This is a genomic window from Fluctibacter corallii (assembly GCF_025751585.1).
In the GTDB taxonomy this organism is placed as follows: Bacteria; Pseudomonadota; Gammaproteobacteria; order Enterobacterales; family Alteromonadaceae; genus Fluctibacter_A; species Fluctibacter_A corallii.
This window is the reverse complement of the sequence record NZ_JAOWKX010000002.1, coordinates 257,017-279,563: the sequence shown is the minus strand read 5'-3', so window position 1 is coordinate 279,563 and position 22,547 is coordinate 257,017. Positions and strand designations below refer to the sequence as shown.

The window sequence follows — 22,547 nt, the reverse complement described above, 5'->3', positions numbered from 1 at the left end:
CCACTATCTTCGCCGTGATGCTCTTCTCATGCCGAGTCAATTGCCCACCTCACCTTGCGCAAACGTACACTGAAGCTTCGATGTCGCACTTTGCGCTCCACTATCTTCGCCGTGAACGTTTGCACTACCACGTAACAATCAATTTTCCCATTGTGTCGTTGGATTCTAGGCGTTGGTGTGTGGTGGCAATATCTGTTGCTGGGTAAATGGCGTCAATGTTCGGCCTGACTTTGCCATTTTTTAATAAAGGCAGCACCATTAAACTGAAATCTTCAATCAACTCTGTTTTGTACTCATCACTTTGATTTCTAAGTGTTGAGCCTGTAATGGTCGCGCGTTTACCCAATAATAACGCCATGTCTAACGATGTATGTCGGCCAGCTAACATGGCCAAATACACAATATGCCCATCTTGATTAAGTACCTTGAGGTTTTTATTCAAATACTCTCCACCCACAAAATCAAGGACATGGTCAACGCCGCCAAGTTGCTCCCTCACAACCTCAACAAAATCTTCTTGCTCGTAGTTAATGAGAATATGTGCACCGTTTTCTTTGCAAATCGAAAGCTTATCTGCTGACGATGCTGTCACCGCGATATTCGCGCCAATCACGTTAGCAATTTGAATTGCGGCTAATCCCACACCACTTGCACCCGCGTGGATAAGAATATTGTCTCCTTGCTCTACATTCAAATGCCAAACGAGTGACTGAAATGCAGTTAAAAATACTTCGGCTACACCTGCCGCATCAGTGAATCCAAGGGAATCGGGCTTGCGCATCACGTGCGACGCATCAACCGCCACAAATTCGCCGTAGCCACCACCAGGCACTAAACCAAAAACTGGATCACCGATACTAAATTGAGTAACGTCATTGCCTATGTCTTCGATAACACCCGCCACTTCCAATCCAAGAATGTCACTTTCCCCTTCGGGTGACGGATATTTTCCCTGACGTTGGAGTGTATCGGCCCGGTTAACGCCAAATGCTTTCACTTGAATCAACACTTGATGATCTTTGATCTCAGGTTTTGCCATTTCAGCTATCGACATTGCTGAGGGAGCAGCGCCCTCTTCGTAGGAAATAAAACGCATCAGAGTACCTTAAATACTTGTTCTTGAATTGAACCACATTCGCTATCTTCTACAGATACCGAGGTAACTTGGCTGTCGGGCGAGCCTTTCAGTAACCATTGCATTAGCTGCATGACGTTTGATGACTCACCGCAGGCGAGTACTTCAACGGAGCCGTCTGCCACGTTTTTAGCATAGCCTACCAAAGCCAATTGACGAGCTTCTGCTTGCGTGTATTTTCTGAAAAATACGCCCTGCACCTTGCCCTTTACCGACGCTTTCTTGCAAATCTTCGCCATCTGCTCATTCCTTATGTACAATTCAGCCAATTTTATTTATGAGAACACAAAATTATGTCCGCCACGGTTATTTTGCAACCTAAACGCGAAAAATCCTTATTACGTAAACACCCTTGGGTATTTGAAAGTGCCATCAAGCAAATTAAAGGCAAACCTCGTAAAGGGGACACGGTTGATGTTGTGTCTAGCGATGGTACTTGGTTAGGTCGCGGCGCGTACTCTCCTGCCTCGCAGATTCAAGTCCGCATATGGACATTTGACCAATCTGAAGTGGTAGATAATGGATTTTTCTCCCGAAGAATTGCCACCGCACAGGCAGGCAGAGAACATTTAATCAACAAGCATAAATTAACTGGCTATCGGCTTGTTGCTGCTGAGTCTGACGGCTTACCCGGCGTGACGATAGACCGATACGACAATGTGCTAGTGTGCCAATTACTTTCTGCTGGTGCAGACAAGCACCGAAACAAAATAACATGGGCACTTAAAAAACACTTTCCAGAATGCGCCATTTACGAGCGAAGCGACGTAGCGGTGCGTAAAAAAGAAGGGTTAGAAGAGCTGACACAACTATTAGACGGTGAAGTTCCAGACGAAATCACCATTACGGAAAATGATGTCAAAATACTTGTAAATGTAAAAGAAGGCCACAAAACGGGCTTTTATTTAGACCAGCGAGACAACCGTTTTATCGCGGCAAGTTATGCAAAAGACAAAGAGGTATTGAATTGCTTCTGTTACACCGGCACTTTCGGTAGCTATGCCCTAAAAGCCGGCGCAAAATCTGTAACGAACCTTGATGTGTCTGATCTTGCACTTGAAACGGCTAAACGAAACGTAGAGATAAATCAGCTGGATTTGAGTCAATGCCACTTTGAAAACAAAGATGTATTTCAAGCACTGCGCGACTACAAAAAAGCGGGAAAGACATTTGATTTAATCATTCTAGATCCGCCTAAATTCGTTGACAGCAAAGCCTCTTTAAATCGAGCTTGTCGCGGGTACAAAGACATCAACATGTTAGCCATGCAAATTCTCACCCCTGGGGGTACGCTATGTACGTTTAGCTGTTCGGGATTAATGCCATCAGACTTATTTCAGAAAGTCGTTGCAGATGCCGCTCTGGATGCTGGCAAATCAGTACAATTTCTTGAGAGACTGGGCCAAGCGCCTGATCACCCTGTTTTGTCTACTTACCCAGAAGGGTTCTATTTGAAAGGATTAGTTTGCCGCGTTATATGACGTTTTCTTTTTATAGCAATTCGCCGCAATAGGGTTGCAACACTGATGTCCATTGCGCTTCAATCGCATAGTGGGGAGATAATCTCCTCACTATGTGTTGATAGACATCAATGATTTAATGCGGATGCAGGTTCGATTTTCGCAGCTCGTCTGGCTGGGTAAATCGTTGCTAATATCGTAAGTATCATGGCTATGGTAGCGGTAAACACCACTTCTTCGACTCTAACAACCGACGGCAGAAAGTTAATAAAGTAGATGTCACCAGACAGAATTTTAGCGCCAATCATCTCTTCGATTGCCACCGCAATATCAGATAAATTACTTGCCACGAGTACGCCTGATAGAACGCCGAACACCATTCCAACGATGCCGTTAATCAACCCCTGTATTACAAACACCATGGTGATCAGGGTGTTAGATGCCCCCATGGTTTTAAGCATGGCGATTTCACCTTGCTTTTCATTCACCGATAAAACTAACGTTGACACGATATTAAAACTGGCAACGGCAATCACCAATGTCAACGCAATGTACACCACCAGCCTCACTAGCTGAATATCTTGATATAGGTGTCCCTGCGTACGCGTCCAGTCAGACATATACAGATGTTGCATCACATTTTGCCCAAATTTTCGTGTTTTGAACTGTGCCATAAAAGGGTCATGGTAGCGGAGACGTATGCCGTGCGCACCCTGGGCAATTCCCATAACATCTGCCGCTTTCTTTAGGCGCATAAATGCCAAATGGTTGTCTAGTTCACCACCAATACTAATGATACCCGAAACCGTAAGCCAAACAGTTTTCGGCGGTTTTAACGACAGATCATCACTGGCTTGGGGTAACAACAACTTTACTCGCTCTCCAACTTCAATACCCAGCTTTTCACTCACACCTTCACCCAGGATGATGCCTTGTGCATCCGATTCAAAGCGCGCCCATACATCCTTTTCAATTAACGCGCTTAAGGCATTATTTTGCGAATATTCAGGGGATAATCCAACCACTTCAATCGCTTTTAAATCACGTTTAAACTGCAACATTCCCGTCGCTTTAGCGTAAGGTTCAACCGATACAACGGATGGATCTTGTAAAATTGAAGCCGTGAGCGATGACCAATCTTCTAACCCATCAGGCGATACCGCCCACAATTCACCATGAGGTATTACAGATAGAAGTCGATCTTTTAGCTCCTTTTCAAAGCCATTCATGAGAGATAGCAGCACAATCAATACAAAACATCCCAATCCTACCCCAATGGTTGAAGAGGCAGAGATAAAGGATGTAAAGCCTTTAAGTTGTTTACTATTTCGAAAACGCCAAGCGAGTAGCAGCGCGAGATTCATCGAGCTACCTCATCAAGTTTACCCTGATGAAGTAACAATGTGCGATCAAGCTTTGCTGCGAGCTGATTATCATGCGTTACCACGACAAAGCTAGTTTGCATAACCTCTCTTAATTCACTTAATAATGCATAAATACTTTCGCCCGTCTTGTGATCGAGGTTGCCTGTAGGCTCATCTGCCAGCACAATTTCCGGCTCGTTCACTAACGCACGCGCAATGGCAACGCGTTGTCGCTCCCCGCCACTTAACTGAGACGGCTTGTGGGAGATTCGATGTGATAACCCTACTTTTTCAAGCATGATTTCAGCGCGCGCTTTCGCATTTTCTGCACCCATTTTTCCAATCAGCAGCGGCATGGCAACATTCTCTAATGCAGAGAACTCCGGTAATAAATGATGAAGCTGATACACAAAACCCAGTGACTGATTGCGAAACTGCGCCTGCGCTTTAGCAGAAAAAGAAAAGATGTCTTTCCCTTTGAATAGCACGGTGCCTGAACTCGGTCTATCCAATGCGCCAAGTAAATGCAACAATGTACTTTTACCTGACCCTGAACTGCCTAAAATAGCCACTTGCTCCGACGCATGAATAGTAAATTCTACGTCGGTCAAAACAGAAGTCCTGTTATCGCCTTCCTGATAGTATTTGCTCAGACGTGAACAGGATAATAGAGGTAATTTCATTAAAAAATAGTTCTACTTAATATTTATGATGGCGTGTTACTTTGATTATTTTGACGCTCTTTTTCACGTTTACGCCACATAACACGTGCTAGTTTCTTCATGCTCACCGCTTTGTCTTTCTCGTCGACAATTTCTAGTCCAAGCATAGCTTCGAGCACATCTTCTAAGGTTAAGATACCCTCAAGCCCGCCGTACTCGTCTACTACAAGCATCATATGAGAACGACTTTCAAGGAACTTAGGCATTGACTCCGCCAGAGGCATTGAGCTTAGCAACGTCATCATATCTTTTCGATATTCTTTAACCTGACGCTGCGAGTTCCCTCTTGCCTGAGCAAGCAGAAGGTCAGATTTGATTACAAAGCCAGACACTTTCTCAGGATCATCTTCTTCATAAATAGGAATTCGAGTGAAGGGCTTATCGTCATATTTGTGAAAGAAGGTTTCAACCGTTGTCTCTTCGGAAATAGAAAATACAACGGTGCGATGTGTCATTGCATCACGAATACTCAATTCATTGAAATTAAGTAGGCTCGTTAACAGATCAGCTTCTTCTTGTGCAAGCTGACCTTCTTCTTTAGAAAGTTCAGTCATAGCCAGCATTTCAGTTCGGCTCATACCTTTAAGGGGGCTGTCACCTTTAAATCGACGAGTCAGGTACTCCGACATTATTACGAATGGATAAAGCACTCGTATTAAATAGTGTAAAAAGTACGCGGTGGCTGGTGCAAGTTGTCGCCAATAAGTTGCACCTAGTGTTTTTGGAATAATTTCAGAAAATACTAAAATTAATAAGGTCAGCACCGCCGACGCTAAACCAAGATATGCATCGCCGAAGACAACGGCCGCTTGCGCACCAGCGCCGGCAGCACCCATTGTGTGAGCAACAGTATTCAGGCTTAAAATGGCAGCCAACGGGCGGTTAATATCATCATATAAGCGCTCAAGAATGACACCCGAGCGCTTTCCACTTTGTTTTTGAACTGATATGTAAGCAGTAGACACACTTAATAAAACCGCTTCTGCAACGGAGCATAAAAATGAAAAGCCTAGCGCTATTACTACATACGTGATTAACAGGATCATGCCTGTTATTTACCTCTCTTGTTTTCGGATTTTTTTCCGTATTTTTCAAACCACCAGAGAATATACTCCACCTTAGCCATAAGGTGACTTGGTCGCTTGTAAATACCATGAGACGCGCCAGGTATTCTTACCATGGCAGTGTCAACGCCCTGAATTTTCAGCGCTTGATAATATTGTTCTGTTTCTGAGATAGGCGTCCGATAATCATTCTCTCCGGTTAACAACATGGTTGGCGTTTTTACATTGCCGACATAACTAATGGGCGAATGTTTCATATATTGCTCTGAATCTTCCCACGGCTTCTTTGTAAACCAATATTGATAGACATACGGGTAGAAATCAGCGGTAAGCACGAAACTGTACCAGTTTATCACTGGCTTAGCGACTACTGCAGCATTAAATCGATCAGTATGGCCAACAGTCCACGCGGTCAATACGCCACCGCCTGAGCCACCAGTAACATACAATTGATTGGCATCGACAATGCCTTTTTCAATCAGTGTATCAACACCCGACATTAAGTCATCATAATCTTGGCTCGGATAATTCTTATTAATCGTTTGAGCAAAGGCTTTTCCATAACTCGAGCTCCCTCTTGGATTCGTGTATAGAACAACATAGCCAGCCGCTGCAAACAACTGTACTTCCATCGAGAAGTGAGGACCATAGGCCGTCACTGGCCCACCGTGAATCTCTAAAATCAGTGGGTACTTCTTCCCCTTTTCATAATTCGGTGGGTAAGCGATCCAGCCTTGAATCTCTTTACCGTCAGCACGAGATTTATAAACAATTTCTTCAATCTTTGCTAGCCGCTTGTTAGCCAGCAAATCCTCATTAAGTTCGGTTAACACACGCACTTTGCCCTGATGAATCACGGCAACATCGGCAGGGCGTGACGGTGTCGAATAAGTAAATGCGGTAATACCACTTTTACCCAATGAAAATTCGGCATTGGTATAAGGTCTGCCATAGGACTTCCCACCAAGCGAATCAGTTAAAATAGTGCGCTTATCACCATCAATCAGTGATTGTCTTGCTAATACGGTTTTACCGTGATCATCATAACTAATCAAAATAAACTGACCATCTTGCGACCAAGCAAAATCAGAAATACTTCTGTCTAATCCATTAGAGACCAAGCGCACATCTTGGCCCTCAATACTCATCAGGTACAACTGCGTATTTTCATAATTGGTTTTGAAGTCATCATAGCCTAGATACGCTATATACTTGCCATCTGGTGACACTTTCGGCGCATAATCTGGCCCCACTCTGTCGGTGAGCGTGATTATTTCCAATGATTCCACATTGAGAGAATGAATATTGGGATCAAGCGGTTTCATTACCTCAGGCGCATGACGGTTGGCGGAAAAATAGATAAATTTTCCGTCGTTTGACCAACTCACCTCACCGCCATTGTCATAGTCATCATTAGTCAATTGTCGTGGCGTACCGCCTTGTGCAGAGAGGAGAAATAATTCCGAACTTCCTTTATTGCTATAACCCCCACTATCACTACGATAATAAACATCATCAATGAACTTAGCGGGCTCAGCCCATTCCGCGCCTTTCGGTTTCCCTTTCAGTGACACGGGTGGAGCGACTGGCTTTTCAATAAACATACTGAATGCCAATGACTTTCCATCAGGCGACCAAGATAAATTCGAGGGTGTGGAAGGAAGATGGCTAATGGCTGCTGATTTGAGCGTATCTAGCCAAAGCATATAAATTTGCGGCTTACCCGATTCCGTTGAAACATAAGCTAGCCTGTCACCAGAGGGAGATAACGCTAAAGAAAACGCGTTGTGCAGACCATTTGTTAAAGGACGCAAGTCAGATGTTCTGGTATCTACTTTCCATATATTTCCACGCTTTTTGTCGGCGTTAATATCCATAAAATGTCTTACAAAATAAACCGTTTTTCCATCAGGACTTACGGTCAAGTCAGACGCATATTCAAGGCCAAAAATATCCTGAGATTGCAAAATTGGGTATGGCGTATCTTGCAACTTATCATCCACTGCATAAGCACAAGGCGTGGCTAAGAGAATCAGCATTGCTGACATTACCGAATAACACCGCATCTTCATGTATAAAATCCCTCTAATGGTTTTAAGGCTGATTCGCTTCGTTCAATGATAAGTTTTGCCTTTACTTGTGTTTAGTAACAAATATCAAACGAACAGAGGTGTTATACTCTCTTGCAATGAATAGGGCCTGCCATGTAACACAACGTAACGAACAGTACATTCATCGCAAAGTAAAAAGTTCACCTGCTTTTTATGACGCTTAGGCAAATTGTTATCTTTATTCAATTGACTCAACGTCAATACAGGTAAGCACGTTTGTATCTCCATTACATTCTCGGGATCGTGAAAAAATAACACCCCGCGCAATAGAAACGAAAAGTAGACCGAATCACTTAGCGTAAATGGCTCGACGACATTGAATACCTGACCCGTTTGATACGCTAACTCGCTGGCTTGAATCGTAATAAAGCCAGCGAGATCACCTAAATCTCCCAGCTCGCGGATACAGCCCGTATTGTGGCGCTGGAAATCGATAGCCATATCGAGTGAGAACATTTTGCTACCCGCTTTAACCTTCACGCCTTTAATAAGCAAATCGGTCATGTGATCTTCAGCATTTTGTGGAAGATTCAAGTACGCCCGCGTCGAATACTGAGTACTTGTATTGTTCACCCACTTGAGTGTTTGAAACAGTAACCATACGTTTAAACGTCGAGCAAGTTCCCGTTTGTCAGACGTATCATGCGCTCCGCTTTCAATAAGAATACAGCTTGCACCTGATTGGGTCGCATAATCCCCAAAAGCAATCGGCGAGTATGTATCATCATATCGGCCCATACACTCTGGTATAAGGTTGGTTAGCCTGTTCACATAGTGGCTAATCAACGCCATGGCACGTTCTCGATGAGGAGGACACTGGCGCCCCGCATCCATCGGTGGCGCTAAAAAAGACAATATCGCGGGTTTTCCTCGTTTACCCGCCCCATAATAAGGGCTTTGATCATGCAAATTAAATGCATAATCTGGCGAAAACCGATTGAGAAGAGAATGAAGCAACCTCCCTTCTGGCGATTGAAGATTGCGGGCATCTCGATTGATATCAATGCCTTGCGCATTATATCTTGTATTAACTTCAGCGCCATCAGGGTTGAGCATAGGCAGAAAATGAAAGGTAACCTCGTCCAAACAGGCTTTTCTTTCATTCTCTGGCAGTGCATTAAGCATAAAAAGAAAATCAAATATGCTTGCCGTAGCGGTCGATTCATCACCATGCATTTGAGACCATGCAAACAAAGATGTATTGCCACTGCCAACCGTAACCAAATAAATCGAACGATCGCTAAACGACTGTCCAACCTCTTCTACTTGCACCCAAGACCAATTTTTTATCTCCGCTATATGTGTTTCAATATTAACATGACGGACACGCGGCAATGCAATGCGGTTGGCAAAATGACTTTCATACAACGCATCAAATGCTTGATACGAAAAGTCGTCGTGCATGGGCGCGTGTTTCATTTTTTAACTCTCGTTGTGTTTGGTATTCCATGTCCCTTCTGGGCATTGACTGGTAACGTCTTGGTCATCAGTTGGAGATAAGTGCTCATCAAAACACCGTGGCAGTGGCCAAGTCGGCTTTGTCTCATGAATAAATTCATGCTGGTCACATTCACCAGATTTATTCATACACCAATTGACAGGTTCAAAGCGCGTTACCTGATTCATTTTATGACGGAACGCTGAAACTGCGTTATACACCACCCTTCTCGCTCTATTCAGGCTACCTAGCGGTTCCCATTGTCCGACACCATGCCAAGGGTTCATCGACAGATTCTCACAGAATGTCATTTGCTCAGGACTTGAAAATGACTGCGGCGGAATATTCACTCGAGCAATTGGAATAAACGGCGACTTCTTTTCAGACCAAATGACTGTGGCATCGTCAATTGGCATATTTGCACCCGATTTCTTTTCCTGCACCATAAAATCAAAACACGCACCGCCATTGGCAAGCTGTTTTTGCATCACTTCGGTAAGAAAGTCTGCGTCTTTTTTATTCTCAGGTAATTCAAAGGTCATGCCCGGACAGGCTTTGGTTGAGAACTTCAATTCATTCTCGCCCAATCTGTAAGGCAGCATAGAAAAGTATTGTGGCTGTAACGGATTATCTATTTTTGGCGAGACAGTTTGTATTGCCCGATAGAATTCTTTCGGGTGAAACCTTAATGGGAACAAGCTAATAAAATATTTGGTGCGTTGTAGCTGCGACAAATACTTCATGTCTTCTGTGTAATCATAAATGTTTCGATTAAAAAATGCAGGAACATTCGTCATGACAAAGTCATGAGTAGTCGCCCCTTTGAGTTCAGGTGCAATCTTTTCACCTTCAAGCCCCAGAAGCTTGATGGCCATTCCGCGCGCATCGCCTTTTCCATCAGGCTGTACAATCATGTCTCCATTAGAAAAACGAATCCAAGCCTGGTATTCCTGTCCAGGGTCAGAAAACACGCTATGCTGAAATCGCTCAGGGATATCACCGTTTACTGAGAACGTGGCACGCACACAACCTGTTGCCTTAGCATGCGCGTCGCGTCGATATGGCAATCCATTAATGGCCGTTGCACGCTTGCTGAGTTCTTGCGCATAACGCATAGACTTTTTAATCTGCTCAACTTCGTTGTCGTCTATCTCCATCCCCAACGACTTGACACTAAAGTCGATGTATTCATCTATATTATGTGATTGTCCAGCCTCAGATTCATATGCCGTAGCACTTGATACTGCGAATGTTTGACCGATTAAAAGGCCCAATAGGGTCATGGTTTTTGCAAACTTCATTATCTATCACTCCCTGAACCCACCAAGGCTAAATTCTTTTTATATTGGTTGTACGCTTCTGGCGCAGAGTTATAACACGCATCATCCATCATTTTTTCAGGCAAACCTTCTTTATACAAAGACCAATTTTGCGGATCTCCCCCTAGCCTTTCAGTAAAGTCTGGATTGCCCATCACTTTCAGGTATTCCATCAAATCATAACGCTCACGCTCTGTTAATAGACGCCCGATGCGGCCTTTCATATCTACGTCTGTAAATAAATGCCCAGTATTATGATTACCCGCAATCGTGGTATCCGTTTTGAAAGCACCGGCGGTTTTTTTGGTGATATAACCCAATCGCTGAGGATTGTACTCACGATTTCCAACATAGAACGTGCTTGGGCGCGCGCGCAATGGGGAAAGTAAATCGTAAATGGTGGGAACAGAGCCATTATGCAAAAACGGTGGCGTTGCCCATACGCCATGCAAAGGGCGCGCTTTGTATGCTCGATGATTTTGAATTCTAAACGGCACATTGAGGCCATCATAAAGTGCAATTTCCTCACCCGCTTGTATGTTACGATTTTCATACATTTGCGGAATAAGCACATTCAGTAATAACTGAAGTCCGTCACCCGCATTGACTTTCGTGTCCTCACCCGTCAATTTTGACGCGTCATACAAGTTATCCATATAGTTATCGGCAAGTTTAGAGTCAGTGCCAATCACATCGGTTGAGATCCAAGGCACGGACCATATACGCTCTCTAAAATCTTGTCTGACCTTTTTCCCATCAACATCTGTCACTACACCATCGAGATCCCACTGATAGTTAACATTATGTTGCCCATCTGGATGTTGATCTGGTCCCGTTGCCAGCTCCCACTGGTAGGAATTACTCTCATGTGGGCCGTGGCAGAACTGACATTGATCAGCAAATAGCGTCTTTCCTCGTTTTGCACTTTCGATATTCACCTTACCCAAAATATCTTCAGGCCATTTGGGCGGCTTCAGTTTTCGCAACACGCCCTCTACACAAAACATACCATCGAGGTTGATCACTTCATCTTCAATATCTTCTGGTTTTCGAATGTTGCCGTTTTCATCCAATAATTTGACAGGTGCTAAAACGCCTAAGCTTTCACCAACATTTCGCGCCATTGCCTGATTGGTGAACCCTGTGTACTGCACCCAATCGAATCGCCAAATGTCCCAAAGGAAAGGATAGCTAGCTGGCGCATCAGCGACTTTGTAGTTTTCAGGTACATCAATGTCATACCCAAATACAACGTTGCCAATTCGGCCTACCGCATCGGTTCTGCCTCGCCCCTCTGTAACAGGGTATAACGAATGTGCGCCTGGCCCTTTTACGAAGTCCTTGATGTGGGTTAAGAAACCTGAAAATTCGTCACGCAATGTATCACGTTCATCTTCATTGTTGTCGCCAACAACCCGTGTGGCAAAGCGATCCCATTTGAATGGGTTGTAGTAGGTTTCAAAGGCTGCCGCAGCCAAGGTAACAATGAATTCTCCCTTACCTAGCGTAGGAACACTTTGCATAGACTGTCCGCCATCTACACGAAGCGCCGTCCCTTTGTAATGTAACTCGCCCGTATGACACATTGCACATCCCAAATCCAGATTCAGACGAGATTGATGATCATAATGATAGGTAAAACCTACCGGCAAATTACCCGGATTATGTTTCGTAGGTTGCTGACTTGGGGACATAATAAATCCCCACCCTCGCATGTTCTCTTCAGATGCCAATTGTTCTCGGGATAACGGTTGCTCAAGATTAACAAACCAGCTGTATTGCAAACCTAATAGTTCGGTTCCCTGCGGAGTATAGTAATAGCGTTGTCGGTCTTCATCTGTCCAGCCTTCATTAAGATAATGAACTTGATAGATATTTTCGTGCGTTATGTTAGGCGCTAATACACCCCTTAAAAAGAAGAATCCGCCAATAAATACAATAAGTAGCACGAAGACGACGCGTAGCCATTTAGGGCCAAGTGCGCACCATAAATTGTGAAGCGCTTTAATCAACCCTTTAACCCAGTTGAAAATACCTCTGATAAAGCGTCTTATGACATGAAATACTGCATCGAGTATATCGAGCATCAAATCGATCAGTCGCCTAAAAAATCCCATTTTGGTTCCTTTGCTTTATTGTTTTTCTGCTTGTCGCGCGTATTGGTTTTCGTCTCGTACCAGTATAACTTTAGCGTTCTTACGAACTTATTATCCGCTAATAACTCGAAACATGTTCCTCATTGGCCAGTAGCCAACCTAATTATAAACGTTACAATAAAATTAGTTGGCTTGCATTTAAAACAAGCGTAAGCATATGAATTTACTACCTTATTGATGAAATTAAATACATTCTTCGTCCTGCGTTCTTGAAATTACCGTTCTACCAATAGGTACTGATCTCTATACCAATTTAAAGGTGACCTCATGCTTCGCCCTCTCTCGCCAACACTTAATCAAACCATACGCAACTGAATCACCGTCTTGTGTATGCAAAAAAATACACGGTTTTGATGCTAATTGAGTGTAATTATAGTACGCTAAGGCGGCTACAAGGTTGGGAAGAAAAATAGCTGCACTCATACCCTTTAATTGAGTGAACAAAGCTGTTGGTATTCAAAAAACATAACAAGAATTAAGATGTTTGAATCAGAACTATCCATAGCAGCAACCTCTTGTCAAAAGAGAGTGCTGGAACGCTATACGTTTAATATGCTTAAAATCGCTTTACAATCTCTGCTATTGATCTGCTTGCTAATCGCAGGCAGCAATGCTTTGGCAGTAGATACGATTCCGGTTCAAGGAGATGAAAACGGTAAACGAATGACGGAGAAGTATCTGCTTTGGTATGATGCGAGTAGTCAAGTGAACGTTGACGAAGTCGCTAAAAAAACTAAAGAAGGGTTATTTATTCCGCTCAACTCAATGGGTTCAACTGGCCTAAAACCGGGTGCGATTTGGTCATGGTTCAAGCTAAAAAATGTGCAAGATTATCCTATCACATTGCACATTGAATACGTCGACCATCAGCTCATTGGTCTAGAAGCCTTTGAAATGCACGCTGAAAATGAGGGCTTCAACTTACTAGCGAATCTAGGCTTAGATCGGCCGTTTAGCGAGCGCTCATTACCCCACCACCGGTTTATATTTGAAGTGACACTTCTACCAAAAGAAACCCATGAATTCTTAGTTAAATTTAAATCAGATGGAATGGGTTTCGTATTTCCAGATATGCGCATTTGGACACCCTATAATTTAAGAGAATCTCAAACCGTAGAAACGAGTGGGTTCGCTTTTCTTATTGGGGGCTTCTTCCTAATGTCAATGTTTGCCTTTGCAGGCGGCATTGCCAGTAAAGAAAAAATCTTTTTTGCCTATAGCGTCTATGCACTATCAAAAATTGCCGTATGGGCGACCGTGATGGGCTTTACTCATCAGTTTGTTTTGCCAGATAAGTTCCATTGGAGCTATATGTCTATGAGCGGTGCAACCTCTATTTTATGCGGCTTGTTCTTCGCTCGCCTGTTTTTGCAGACAGCGAAATATACGCCTCGCCTTGACGCTATTTTGCTCTTTATGATGGGAAATGCGCTATTTTTGCTCACCTCTGCCATTTTCAAGCTCACTACACTGTCTGTGATTTCAATTACCCTTGCGCTACTGTTATATCCAGTCGTCTCTATTGCTGCGCTTGTTCGTTGGTATCAAGGTTCGAAAGAAGCAGCAGTGTTTGCTGCCGCATGGACATTTTTAGTCGCGGGGCTATTTGTTCAGGCACTTCGAGATTTGGGCTTTGTTGAGCACAATTTCTTTTATTACTACTGGCCGCCTTTTGCTTCATTTACCGAGATGGTAGTTATTTTGTTTGCGATGGGAATGAAAATAAACCGCCTTCATAAGCAGAAAGATGAAGCCGAGCTCAAATATACAATGCAACTTGAACGCTCTAAAAATGAACTAGAGGAGCTGGTTCTTGATCGAACCCGTGACTTGTTGAAAGCAAAATCAAAAGCTGAAGTCGAAGCCAGAACAGATTCACTCACAGGTACTCGTAATCGGCGTAGTTTCTTTGACGAATCATCTCGCCTATTGGCGGAATCTCGTAAGCGAAGCCATTCATTTAGTTTGCTCATGTTCGACATAGACAATTTTAAATCAATCAATGACACCTATGGGCATAAAATTGGCGACGATGCACTTAAACTGTTTGCAAAAACCATTCAGGCAAAAATTAGAGAGTCAGATATATTCGGCCGTCTCGGTGGCGAAGAGTTCTCTCTACTTGTGTGCGATACACCTGAAAACACCCAGTTGTTGGCGGAGCGACTTCGTGAAGAAGTGGCCAGATTACACATTGAAACCCCGCTTGGCCCAGTGAAATTCACGACCAGTATTGGTATTGCCCACGTTGAAAAAGGCATGGTCATTGATGAACTGCTCACCCTCGCGGACCGAGCTTTATATCAAGCGAAGCGCAACGGAAGAAACCGTGTTGTCGTCAGCACGGAAGAAGCTGACGAAACTGAACTAGGGTAATATTTAAATTATCGGTGGCGGGAAATACCCGCCATTAAAACATCGCATCACGCATCACGCATCACCTCAAAGCGTAATAAGCCATACCTTATGAATTGCATCTTTCATTGGGTTTTTCTCTCCCGATACGCAAAGCGCCGCCCTTCTACATTGCTATTTTAAGATATTGAATATCCTGATATTGACACGCATACTTACTAAATTATAGGAAGCTAACTGCGATCACATAGTGAAAACATCGACGTTTATACACCATCCTCGTGTTTGCGAGCTTGTGTCAGAAATTAACGACATGGCGAGAGATAAACGTTTTTCCGATGTCATCGACAAAGAGGGTAATCAGTACATTGATATTGTTATGGAAGGAGGCGGCGTTCTCGGCATAGCATTAGTGGGTTACACTTACGGCTTAGAAGAAGCAGGCATTCGATTTCGCTCCACTGGCGGAACATCCGCAGGGGCAATCAATGCGCTATTGTTGCAAGCATTGGGAACACCAAACGAACGTACTAGCGAGCGTATGTTAGACTACCTCGCAAATATGCCCATGACTAAATTTCAAGATGGCGGGTGGCCCGCAAAATTTTTTGTTAAAACGTTTTTACGGAAGAGTCGCCTCAAATGGGTCTCTTGGTTAGGTGTTGTGCCAAGTCTATTGTTTCATATTGGCTTTCATCCTGGCGAGCAATTCCATCGTTGGCTGACAAACATTCTCAAGGCCCACTCTGTTGATTCATGGCGATTCTTAAAATACCGTATGCGGCGCTTACCATCAGGTTTAGTTTACGCCCCTAAGGGTGAGGATTCGCAACCATTAACTGAAACAGAATTTTCTCCCAAACTAAAAATTGTCAGTGCCGAGCTTACTACCACAACCAAGGTGGTATTACCCGAGCGGGACGGTGCGCTTATTTATAAAGTCCTAGATGAAGCTAACCCAGCAGATTTCGCCAGAGCCTCTATGTCTGTACCCTTCTTTTTTAGGCCGTTTCGCGTAAAATCACTACCAAAGTCAGACGTTTCAATTAAAAAATGGCGGAAGTTAGGCTATTTGGGGAAAATTCCAGAAGAAGCCATTTTTGTAGATGGTGGCATTGTATCCAATTTTCCCGTTAATCTTTTTCACGTTAAGGCAGGCATACCTAAAATGCCAACGTTTGGAGTCAAGTTAGGCGTAGACAGGGACGCGCCGAGGAAAATTGAAGGGCCACTTTCTATCAGCGCAGCAATGATTAACGTAATGCGATTTGATTCCGATTCAGAATATATCCGCAACAATTCTGACTTTAAACAATTAGTCAAAGAGATTAATACTGGGCACCATTTCTGGCTCAACTTCGAGCTTTCTGAATCAGACAAACTAGACTTATTTATCAAAGGATTAGAAGCCGCGCGTGACTTTTTGCAAGAATTCAATTGGGACAAATATAAAATCAGCAGGAAGTTAGCAACGAGATATCAGTAAGACTCCATTCTTAACAATATCGCCACCTCAATATTCACATAAGCGAAAGCACTTCTCATCTCGCTTTAAACTACGGCAAATTTGGCAAATCCGTAGACATTTTCGCTTCGTTGTTGATATCAAGCAATCACTTTGGGTACGTAGAAAAATCTAACCACTCGCATTCACCACACAGTTTTTACCGCTACGCTTGGCTTCATACAGTGCGTTGTCCGCTCTATTAATTAAGCGTTCTTCCGCCAATTCCGCTTTATTGAGTGAGCTTGAGCAGGCTACACCTGCGCTAATGGTCACGCGTTTCAATGGGCTAAATTCGTGCACAATCGCAGCATCAAATACGCGTTTACACAGTGTATTGATCACGGTCATACCCTCATCAAGCGAGGTATCTTTCAGCAAAACAATAAATTCTTCGCCACCATAGCGCGCTAACACATCACTGACACGCTTGGTATTGTCCATCAAGATTTTTGAAATGGTTTTAAGCACCCGATCTCCTTCAAGGTGACCATAGTTATCGTTAAACAATTTGAAATAATCAATATCAATTAATGACACACAGAATGGAGAGTGTATGTGGTTGTTTTCTATGTATCGTGCCAGTTGATGATCAAAATACCTTCGGTTGTATAACTTGGTTAAACTATCACGCTCGCTAATTTCCGACAGTAGTTTATTTTTTTCTGAAATCAACCGTTCATTTTCTGCTACGTAAGCCATCAGGTGATTGAAGGAGCGACTTATTTCAGTGATCTCCTTCCCTTGTTCAGTGTCAAATCGCAATGAAAAATCCCCCGTTGAAACGATTTCTCGCATTTTTTCTTGCCAACGCTTAATGGGTCTTATCAATTTCACATGCACGAACCAATACAGCAATGCTGTACTAACAAATGCGAATAGTATGGCAATCAGTATAGACACATCAAAAAGAGAGTTCGCATAAGGCCATTTAGTAGCCTCGAATCTAACAAAGTAAGGCGTACGGTTATCGCGGGTATAGAGCACGTTCACCAAATACCCATCCATAGCATCTGGTGAAATGATTTCCTCGGTATTGAGCAATGAAAGCAGCCTTTCATATTCATGCTCTGATGGCCAAATAAACTCAAGATCGATGGCCGCCAAATCAGATAGCCTCACTTCATCCTGGTGCAGAATTTGACTGACAAAAAGCATGGTGCCTCTTGGAATCCCCACCCCAGTGCTGGGTAAGATAGAAGAAGCGGCAAACACAAAAGGTTTGTTTCCGACATAAATAATGCCTCGTCGTACAATATTGTCGAACTTATTGGCTTTGCGCTCGTCGGACTGAGTGATAATTTTATCTAGAAAAGGGTTATCTATATTAACAAAATAGGGAAACGCAACGGTATTAGTGCTTTCTCTGTCAAAACCTTCCCCCCATACTAGCTCTTTTTCCATATTGAATATGTAAACACCACTGAGGCGCAAGCTCTCGTATGTTTCGGGAATAAAATTGGTGTCGATATAGTCTTCAACTTTATCACTAACAAATGCATAACTGTCATCCCAAACGGCATAGTCGTACGTCATAACGGCAAGTTCATCTACTCGATTCTCGATTACGTTATGCACGCGCGCCAAGTCTTTTTCATTGGCCAGACGCTCGACAGCTTTTAGCTGCGGCAACGTCCATAGATAGCGAACCACCAAAATAACAAACAAAACAATGAGAACGAACATCATATGCACGAACACGACTTTATGTTCTACCGATACTTGGGTTTTCACTACTTAGCCTTTACGCAGTCACGACGTTTTAAAAGTATATGCGGAAACTATAATTTTTGTGGCTAAGTGATTCAGATAAAGGAAGGAATGCGCTACAAAGTAGGCGAGTATTGCAGCGCAGATGATTCAATAAGTTAAGATTTTTTTTGCTTTGCTTCAAATGCTGCCATTTGCTCGGGTGTCGCTGGTTTCTGGAATTTGTCTTTCCATTCACTGTACGGCATGCCATAAATCACTTCTCTGGCCTCTTCATATGACACGTCTTCTCCCCTTTCCTTTGCTTCTGCGGCATACCACTTACCTAAACAATTGCGGCAAAAGTCAGCGAGAATCATTAGGTCTATATTTTGCACGTCTTTATTATTATCAAGATGAGCAAGTAAGCGTCTAAATACAGCAGCTTCAATTTCTGTTTTTTTTGCGTTATCCATTATGTGTCTCCTTAAAAGAAAAAAGGGAGCGACTGCTCCCTTTTATAATACACCGAGGTGATTATTCACCTTGAGATTCTTCAGACTTCTCTTCTGCTTTTGGCTTTTCAAGTAGTTCTTTGATGCTCAAACGGACGCGGTTTTGACGGTCAATTTCCATTACTTTCACGTCAACCATTTGGCCTTCAGATAGGTAATCAGACACCTTATTCACACGCTCGTGAGAGATTTGAGAAATGTGTACCAAGCCTTCTTTACCCGGCAGAACTTCTACAAATGCACCAAAATCTACAATACGTGTTACTTTACCGTTGTAGGTTTTACCGACTTCGATTTCAGCCGTTACGCTTTCGATTTTCGCAATTGCAATTTCAGCTTTTGCTAATTCAGTTGCAAAAATCTTGATCGTACCGTCATCTTCAATTTCGATGTTTGTTTCTGATTCTTCAGTGATCTGACGAATCATAGCGCCACCTTTACCGATAACATCACGAATCTTGTCTTGGTCAATCTTCAACGTATAAATACGTGGTGCAAAGTCAGACAACTCTTCACGGTGAGTATTGATTGCCTGGTCCATTACGCCCAAGATATGCAAACGAGCTTCTTTTGCTTGTTTCAGCGCGATTTGCATGATTTCTTGCGTGATACCTTCAATTTTGATGTCCATTTGAAGCGCTGTGATACCGTTTGTTGTACCCGCTACTTTAAAGTCCATATCACCCAAGTGATCTTCATCACCCAGAATATCAGACAGAACAACAAAATTGTCATCGCTCTTCACCAAGCCCATTGCGATACCTGCAACAGATGCTTTGATTGGAACACCTGCATCCATCAGCGCAAGTGATGTACCACAAACAGACGCCATAGATGAAGAACCGTTAGATTCTGTGATCTCTGAAACAACACGCACAACATACGGGAATTCTTCCATAGACGGCATAACCGCTTGAATACCACGCTTAGCTAAGCGACCGTGACCAATTTCACGACGCTTAGGTGAGCCAATCATGCCCGTTTCACCTACACAGTATGGAGGGAAGTTGTAGTGCAACATGAAGCGGCTATTAGTTGTGCCACTGAGTTCATCAATCATTTGTGCGTCACGCTCTGTACCCAAGGTAGCAGCAACAAGTGCCTGCGTTTCACCACGAGTGAAAAGGGCAGAACCGTGTGTACGAGGAAGAATCCCTGTGGCTACGTCTAGCGCACGAATCATATCTGGTTCACGACCATCAATACGTGGCTCACCCGCTAGAATACGAGAACGCACAACGTCGCTTTCAAGATCGTGAAGTAAGTCCAATACTTCTTTTTCTTCTTGCTCTTCATTTTCAGCAAGAATCGCGTCTAACGCTTTTGACGTTGCCGCTTCTACTGCTTCTTTACGCGCCAGCTTATCAGATATTTGATATGCAGCTGTCATGTCTGCTTCAGCAAGGGCTTTAACTTTGTCCTTCAGCGTTGTATTTTCAGCTTCAGGTGACCAGTCCCACTTCTCAGTGCCAACCATTCCTGCAAATTCATTAACAGCATTAACAACAGCTTGGCTTTGCTCGTGACCGAACATAACCGCACCTAGCATAACGTCTTCGGAAAGCACTTCTGCTTCTGACTCTACCATCAGTACCGCGCTTTCAGTACCTGCAACAACCAAATCAAGTTGACTGGTTTCTTGCTCTGACGCACGTGTGTTAAGAAGATACTGGCCGTCTTTGTAACCTACACGCGCTGCGCCAATTGGGCCATTGAATGGAATGCCTGAAATAGCTAGTGCCGCAGACGTACCAATCATAGAAATAATGTCAGTTGGAATTTCTGGGTTTGCAGATACCACAGTAATAACAACTTGAACTTCGTTTTTGAATCCTTCAGGGAAAAGTGGGCGGATTGGACGGTCAATCAAGCGAGCGATAAGCGTCTCGCCCTCAGAAGGACGTCCTTCGCGCTTGAAGAAGCCACCAGGGATTTTACCCGCAGCGTATGCTTTTTCCTGATAATTTACTGTTAGAGGAAAGAAATCCTGATCAGGCTTTGCTTCTTTCTTGCCAACGACGGTAACAAGCACAGACGTGTCGTCCATACTTGCCATTACTGCTGCAGTCGCTTGACGTGCAATTACACCTGTTTCCAAAGTGACAGTATGCTGACCATACTGAAAAGTTTTAGTAATAGGAGTCACTATTTATCCTTTGATTTATTTAATAATCTTTTCGCTTTTAAACGCGGCGCATAGTATAGCGTCTCATGCTGAGGATAAACAGGGTTTTTGTTGGATTTTATCTTAAGAAAACGACACTTGGCGAATGCGGTAAGCGTGTAAAATCAAGCGAAACAACCAAGTTATTTTTATAGAACGATTGAAACAAAACAGGAAGTGTTAAAACCCCGCCGTTAAAACAGGCAAAACTGGGGAGTTCAGAACGAAAAAAGCGCCTTAATAGGCGCTTTTAAACAATTTGGTGCGGAAAGCGGGACTTGAACCCGCACGAGCTATGCTCACCACCCCCTCAAGATGGCGTGTCTACCAATTCCACCACTTCCGCGTATATATTAGTTAGGAACGTCTGACTCTTGCTGCTTTTCAGCTACTGGAACGTCAGCGTCTGCCGCAGATTGTTCAAGCTGCTCCCACTGATCAACCTTCTTTTCCGTTTCAGATGTTTGATTACCCAAAATCAAACTAATCACGAAAAACAACGTTGCTAAAATGGCTGTAGTACGTGTCATGAAGTTACCTGACCCGGTCGAACCAAACACCGTGTTTGAACCACCGCCACCAAATGACGCGCCCATGTCTGCACCTTTACCTTGTTGAATAAGCACCATGCCGATTAGCATCAAGGCTACAATTAGGTATACAACAATGAGTATTTCGTAAAACATACTATTCCTCTTCGCTTTTGCCGTTTATGCAATTTCTGCTGCTGAGCGACAAATGCTAATAAAACTTTGTGGGTCTAAACTTGCCCCACCAATTAAGCCGCCATCCACATCAGGCTGGCTAAATAATTCAGTCGCATTGTCAGCTTTAACACTGCCACCGTAAAGAATTCTTATTTTCTGCGCAACCTCTTTGTTACGCGTTGCTAAGAAGTCACGGATAAAACCATGTACTTCTTGCGCTTGCTCAGGGGAAGCAGTTTTTCCTGTTCCAATAGCCCAAATAGGTTCATACGCTATAGTTAACTGAGCAAATGCGTCTATTCCCACTTTACTCACGACCGCATTTAATTGTGCGCTGAGAAAATCGAATAAGTCGCCGGCGTCTCTTACATCTTCGGGTTCACCGATACATAAGATTGGATGTAAACCGTTTTTTAATGCTATGTCTACTTTGTCTGCCACAAGTCCATTGGACTCAAAATTATCGACACGACGTTCGGAGTGACCAACAATAACATATTCACATCCGGCATCTTTCAGAATATCTGCTGATACCTCGCCAGTGTGTGCACCAGAATCAAACTTGCTGATATTCTGCGCTCCCACTTTTACGCTTTCTTTGGATAGTTGCGTTAATAAAGGAAAAGGAGGACAAACAATGACTTCAACATTGTTAAAGTGTTGATTATCAAAAGCTTGACTCATTTCTGAAGCCAAGGCTTTGTTACCATTCATTTTCCAATTACCAGCAACGACTGGGCGACGTAACGTATTCATTATGTTTCCTTAGCCCCTCGAAAGCGGGCGAGATATTATCTAACCCATTGACAATATACAAGTAGTCAACAGCAAAATTTCTTAAAAT

At 43.4% G+C, this 22,547-nt stretch carries 17 protein-coding genes and 1 tRNA gene; 3 read left to right on the top strand and 15 right to left on the bottom strand.

From position 1 onward, the window contains the following. Positions 1-124: 124 nt before the first annotated feature. Together OE749_RS04765 and yccX are read right to left on the bottom strand one after the other, a co-directional pair. A complete protein-coding gene (locus tag OE749_RS04765) occupies positions 125-1,096 on the bottom strand; it encodes an NAD(P)H-quinone oxidoreductase (RefSeq protein WP_263711216.1) in 972 nt (323 codons plus the stop codon). Next, positions 1,096-1,374 carry an acylphosphatase gene (yccX, locus tag OE749_RS04760; RefSeq protein ID WP_263711215.1) on the bottom strand — a complete coding sequence of 93 codons (279 nt, stop codon included), beginning with the start codon at positions 1,372-1,374 and terminating at the stop codon, positions 1,096-1,098. The genes OE749_RS04765 and yccX overlap by 1 nt, the downstream gene beginning before the upstream one ends. Positions 1,375-1,428: 54 nt before the next feature. Between yccX and OE749_RS04755 the strand changes: the two genes are divergently transcribed. Next, positions 1,429-2,616 (top strand): class I SAM-dependent rRNA methyltransferase, encoded by a 1,188-nt coding sequence (locus OE749_RS04755; RefSeq protein WP_263711214.1) that lies wholly within the window; start codon positions 1,429-1,431, stop codon positions 2,614-2,616. 107 nt (positions 2,617-2,723) lie between these two features. Here the strand turns inward: OE749_RS04755 and OE749_RS04750 are convergent, their stop codons facing one another. The 7 genes from OE749_RS04750 to OE749_RS04720 all read right to left on the bottom strand — a co-directional run bounded on the left by OE749_RS04750 (position 2,724) and on the right by OE749_RS04720 (position 12,730). Then, positions 2,724-3,959 carry a lipoprotein-releasing ABC transporter permease subunit gene (locus OE749_RS04750; RefSeq protein ID WP_263711213.1) on the bottom strand — a complete coding sequence of 412 codons (1,236 nt, stop codon included), beginning with the start codon at positions 3,957-3,959 and terminating at the stop codon, positions 2,724-2,726. Beyond that, positions 3,956-4,642, bottom strand: coding sequence for a lipoprotein-releasing ABC transporter ATP-binding protein LolD (gene lolD / locus OE749_RS04745; protein ID WP_263711212.1), 687 nt, complete (start codon positions 4,640-4,642; stop codon positions 3,956-3,958). Before lolD ends, OE749_RS04750 begins: the two co-directional genes overlap by 4 nt. Before the next feature lie 23 nt (positions 4,643-4,665). Further along, positions 4,666-5,727 carry a CNNM domain-containing protein gene (locus tag OE749_RS04740; RefSeq protein ID WP_263711211.1) on the bottom strand — a complete coding sequence of 354 codons (1,062 nt, stop codon included), beginning with the start codon at positions 5,725-5,727 and terminating at the stop codon, positions 4,666-4,668. Positions 5,728-5,732: 5 nt separating this feature from the next. Then, a complete protein-coding gene (locus OE749_RS04735; RefSeq protein ID WP_263711210.1) occupies positions 5,733-7,793 on the bottom strand; it encodes an alpha/beta hydrolase family protein in 2,061 nt (686 codons plus the stop codon). Between the two features lie 108 nt (positions 7,794-7,901). Beyond that, a complete protein-coding gene (locus tag OE749_RS04730) occupies positions 7,902-9,275 on the bottom strand; it encodes a M14 family zinc carboxypeptidase (protein WP_263711209.1) in 1,374 nt (457 codons plus the stop codon). A 3-nt stretch (positions 9,276-9,278) separates the two neighbouring features. Then, positions 9,279-10,595 (bottom strand): catalase family protein, encoded by a 1,317-nt coding sequence (locus OE749_RS04725; RefSeq protein ID WP_263711208.1) that lies wholly within the window; start codon positions 10,593-10,595, stop codon positions 9,279-9,281. Continuing rightward, on the bottom strand, positions 10,595-12,730 hold the full coding sequence (locus OE749_RS04720; RefSeq protein WP_263711207.1) for a di-heme-cytochrome C peroxidase: 2,136 nt from the start codon (positions 12,728-12,730) through the stop codon (positions 10,595-10,597). Before OE749_RS04720 ends, OE749_RS04725 begins: the two co-directional genes overlap by 1 nt. Positions 12,731-13,249: 519 nt before the next feature. Between OE749_RS04720 and OE749_RS04715 the strand changes: the two genes are divergently transcribed. Continuing rightward, positions 13,250-15,145, top strand: coding sequence for a sensor domain-containing diguanylate cyclase (locus OE749_RS04715; protein WP_263711206.1), 1,896 nt, complete (start codon positions 13,250-13,252; stop codon positions 15,143-15,145). 229 nt (positions 15,146-15,374) lie between these two features. Beyond that, entirely contained in the window at positions 15,375-16,610 is a 1,236-nt protein-coding gene (locus OE749_RS04710; protein ID WP_263711205.1) for a patatin-like phospholipase family protein, read from the top strand. A 150-nt stretch (positions 16,611-16,760) separates the two neighbouring features. Here the strand turns inward: OE749_RS04710 and OE749_RS04705 are convergent, their stop codons facing one another. The 6 genes from OE749_RS04705 to tpiA form a co-directional block, all read right to left on the bottom strand. Continuing rightward, entirely contained in the window at positions 16,761-18,362 is a 1,602-nt protein-coding gene (locus OE749_RS04705; protein WP_263711204.1) for a sensor domain-containing diguanylate cyclase, read from the bottom strand. Between the two features lie 134 nt (positions 18,363-18,496). Next, positions 18,497-18,793, bottom strand: coding sequence for a DUF1244 domain-containing protein (locus tag OE749_RS04700; protein ID WP_263711203.1), 297 nt, complete (start codon positions 18,791-18,793; stop codon positions 18,497-18,499). Between the two features lie 61 nt (positions 18,794-18,854). Next, a complete protein-coding gene (gene pnp / locus OE749_RS04695) occupies positions 18,855-20,978 on the bottom strand; it encodes a polyribonucleotide nucleotidyltransferase (protein WP_263711202.1) in 2,124 nt (707 codons plus the stop codon). Positions 20,979-21,256: 278 nt separating this feature from the next. Next, a tRNA-Leu gene (locus OE749_RS04690) sits at positions 21,257-21,342 on the bottom strand. Positions 21,343-21,349: 7 nt separating this feature from the next. Beyond that, the gene (secG, locus tag OE749_RS04685; protein WP_263711201.1) at positions 21,350-21,682 is read right to left on the bottom strand and encodes a preprotein translocase subunit SecG; all 333 of its coding nucleotides are present in this window, start codon (positions 21,680-21,682) and stop codon (positions 21,350-21,352) included. Between the two features lie 24 nt (positions 21,683-21,706). After that, the gene (gene tpiA / locus OE749_RS04680) at positions 21,707-22,462 is read right to left on the bottom strand and encodes a triose-phosphate isomerase (protein ID WP_404828135.1); all 756 of its coding nucleotides are present in this window, start codon (positions 22,460-22,462) and stop codon (positions 21,707-21,709) included. Positions 22,463-22,547 lie beyond the last annotated feature (85 nt).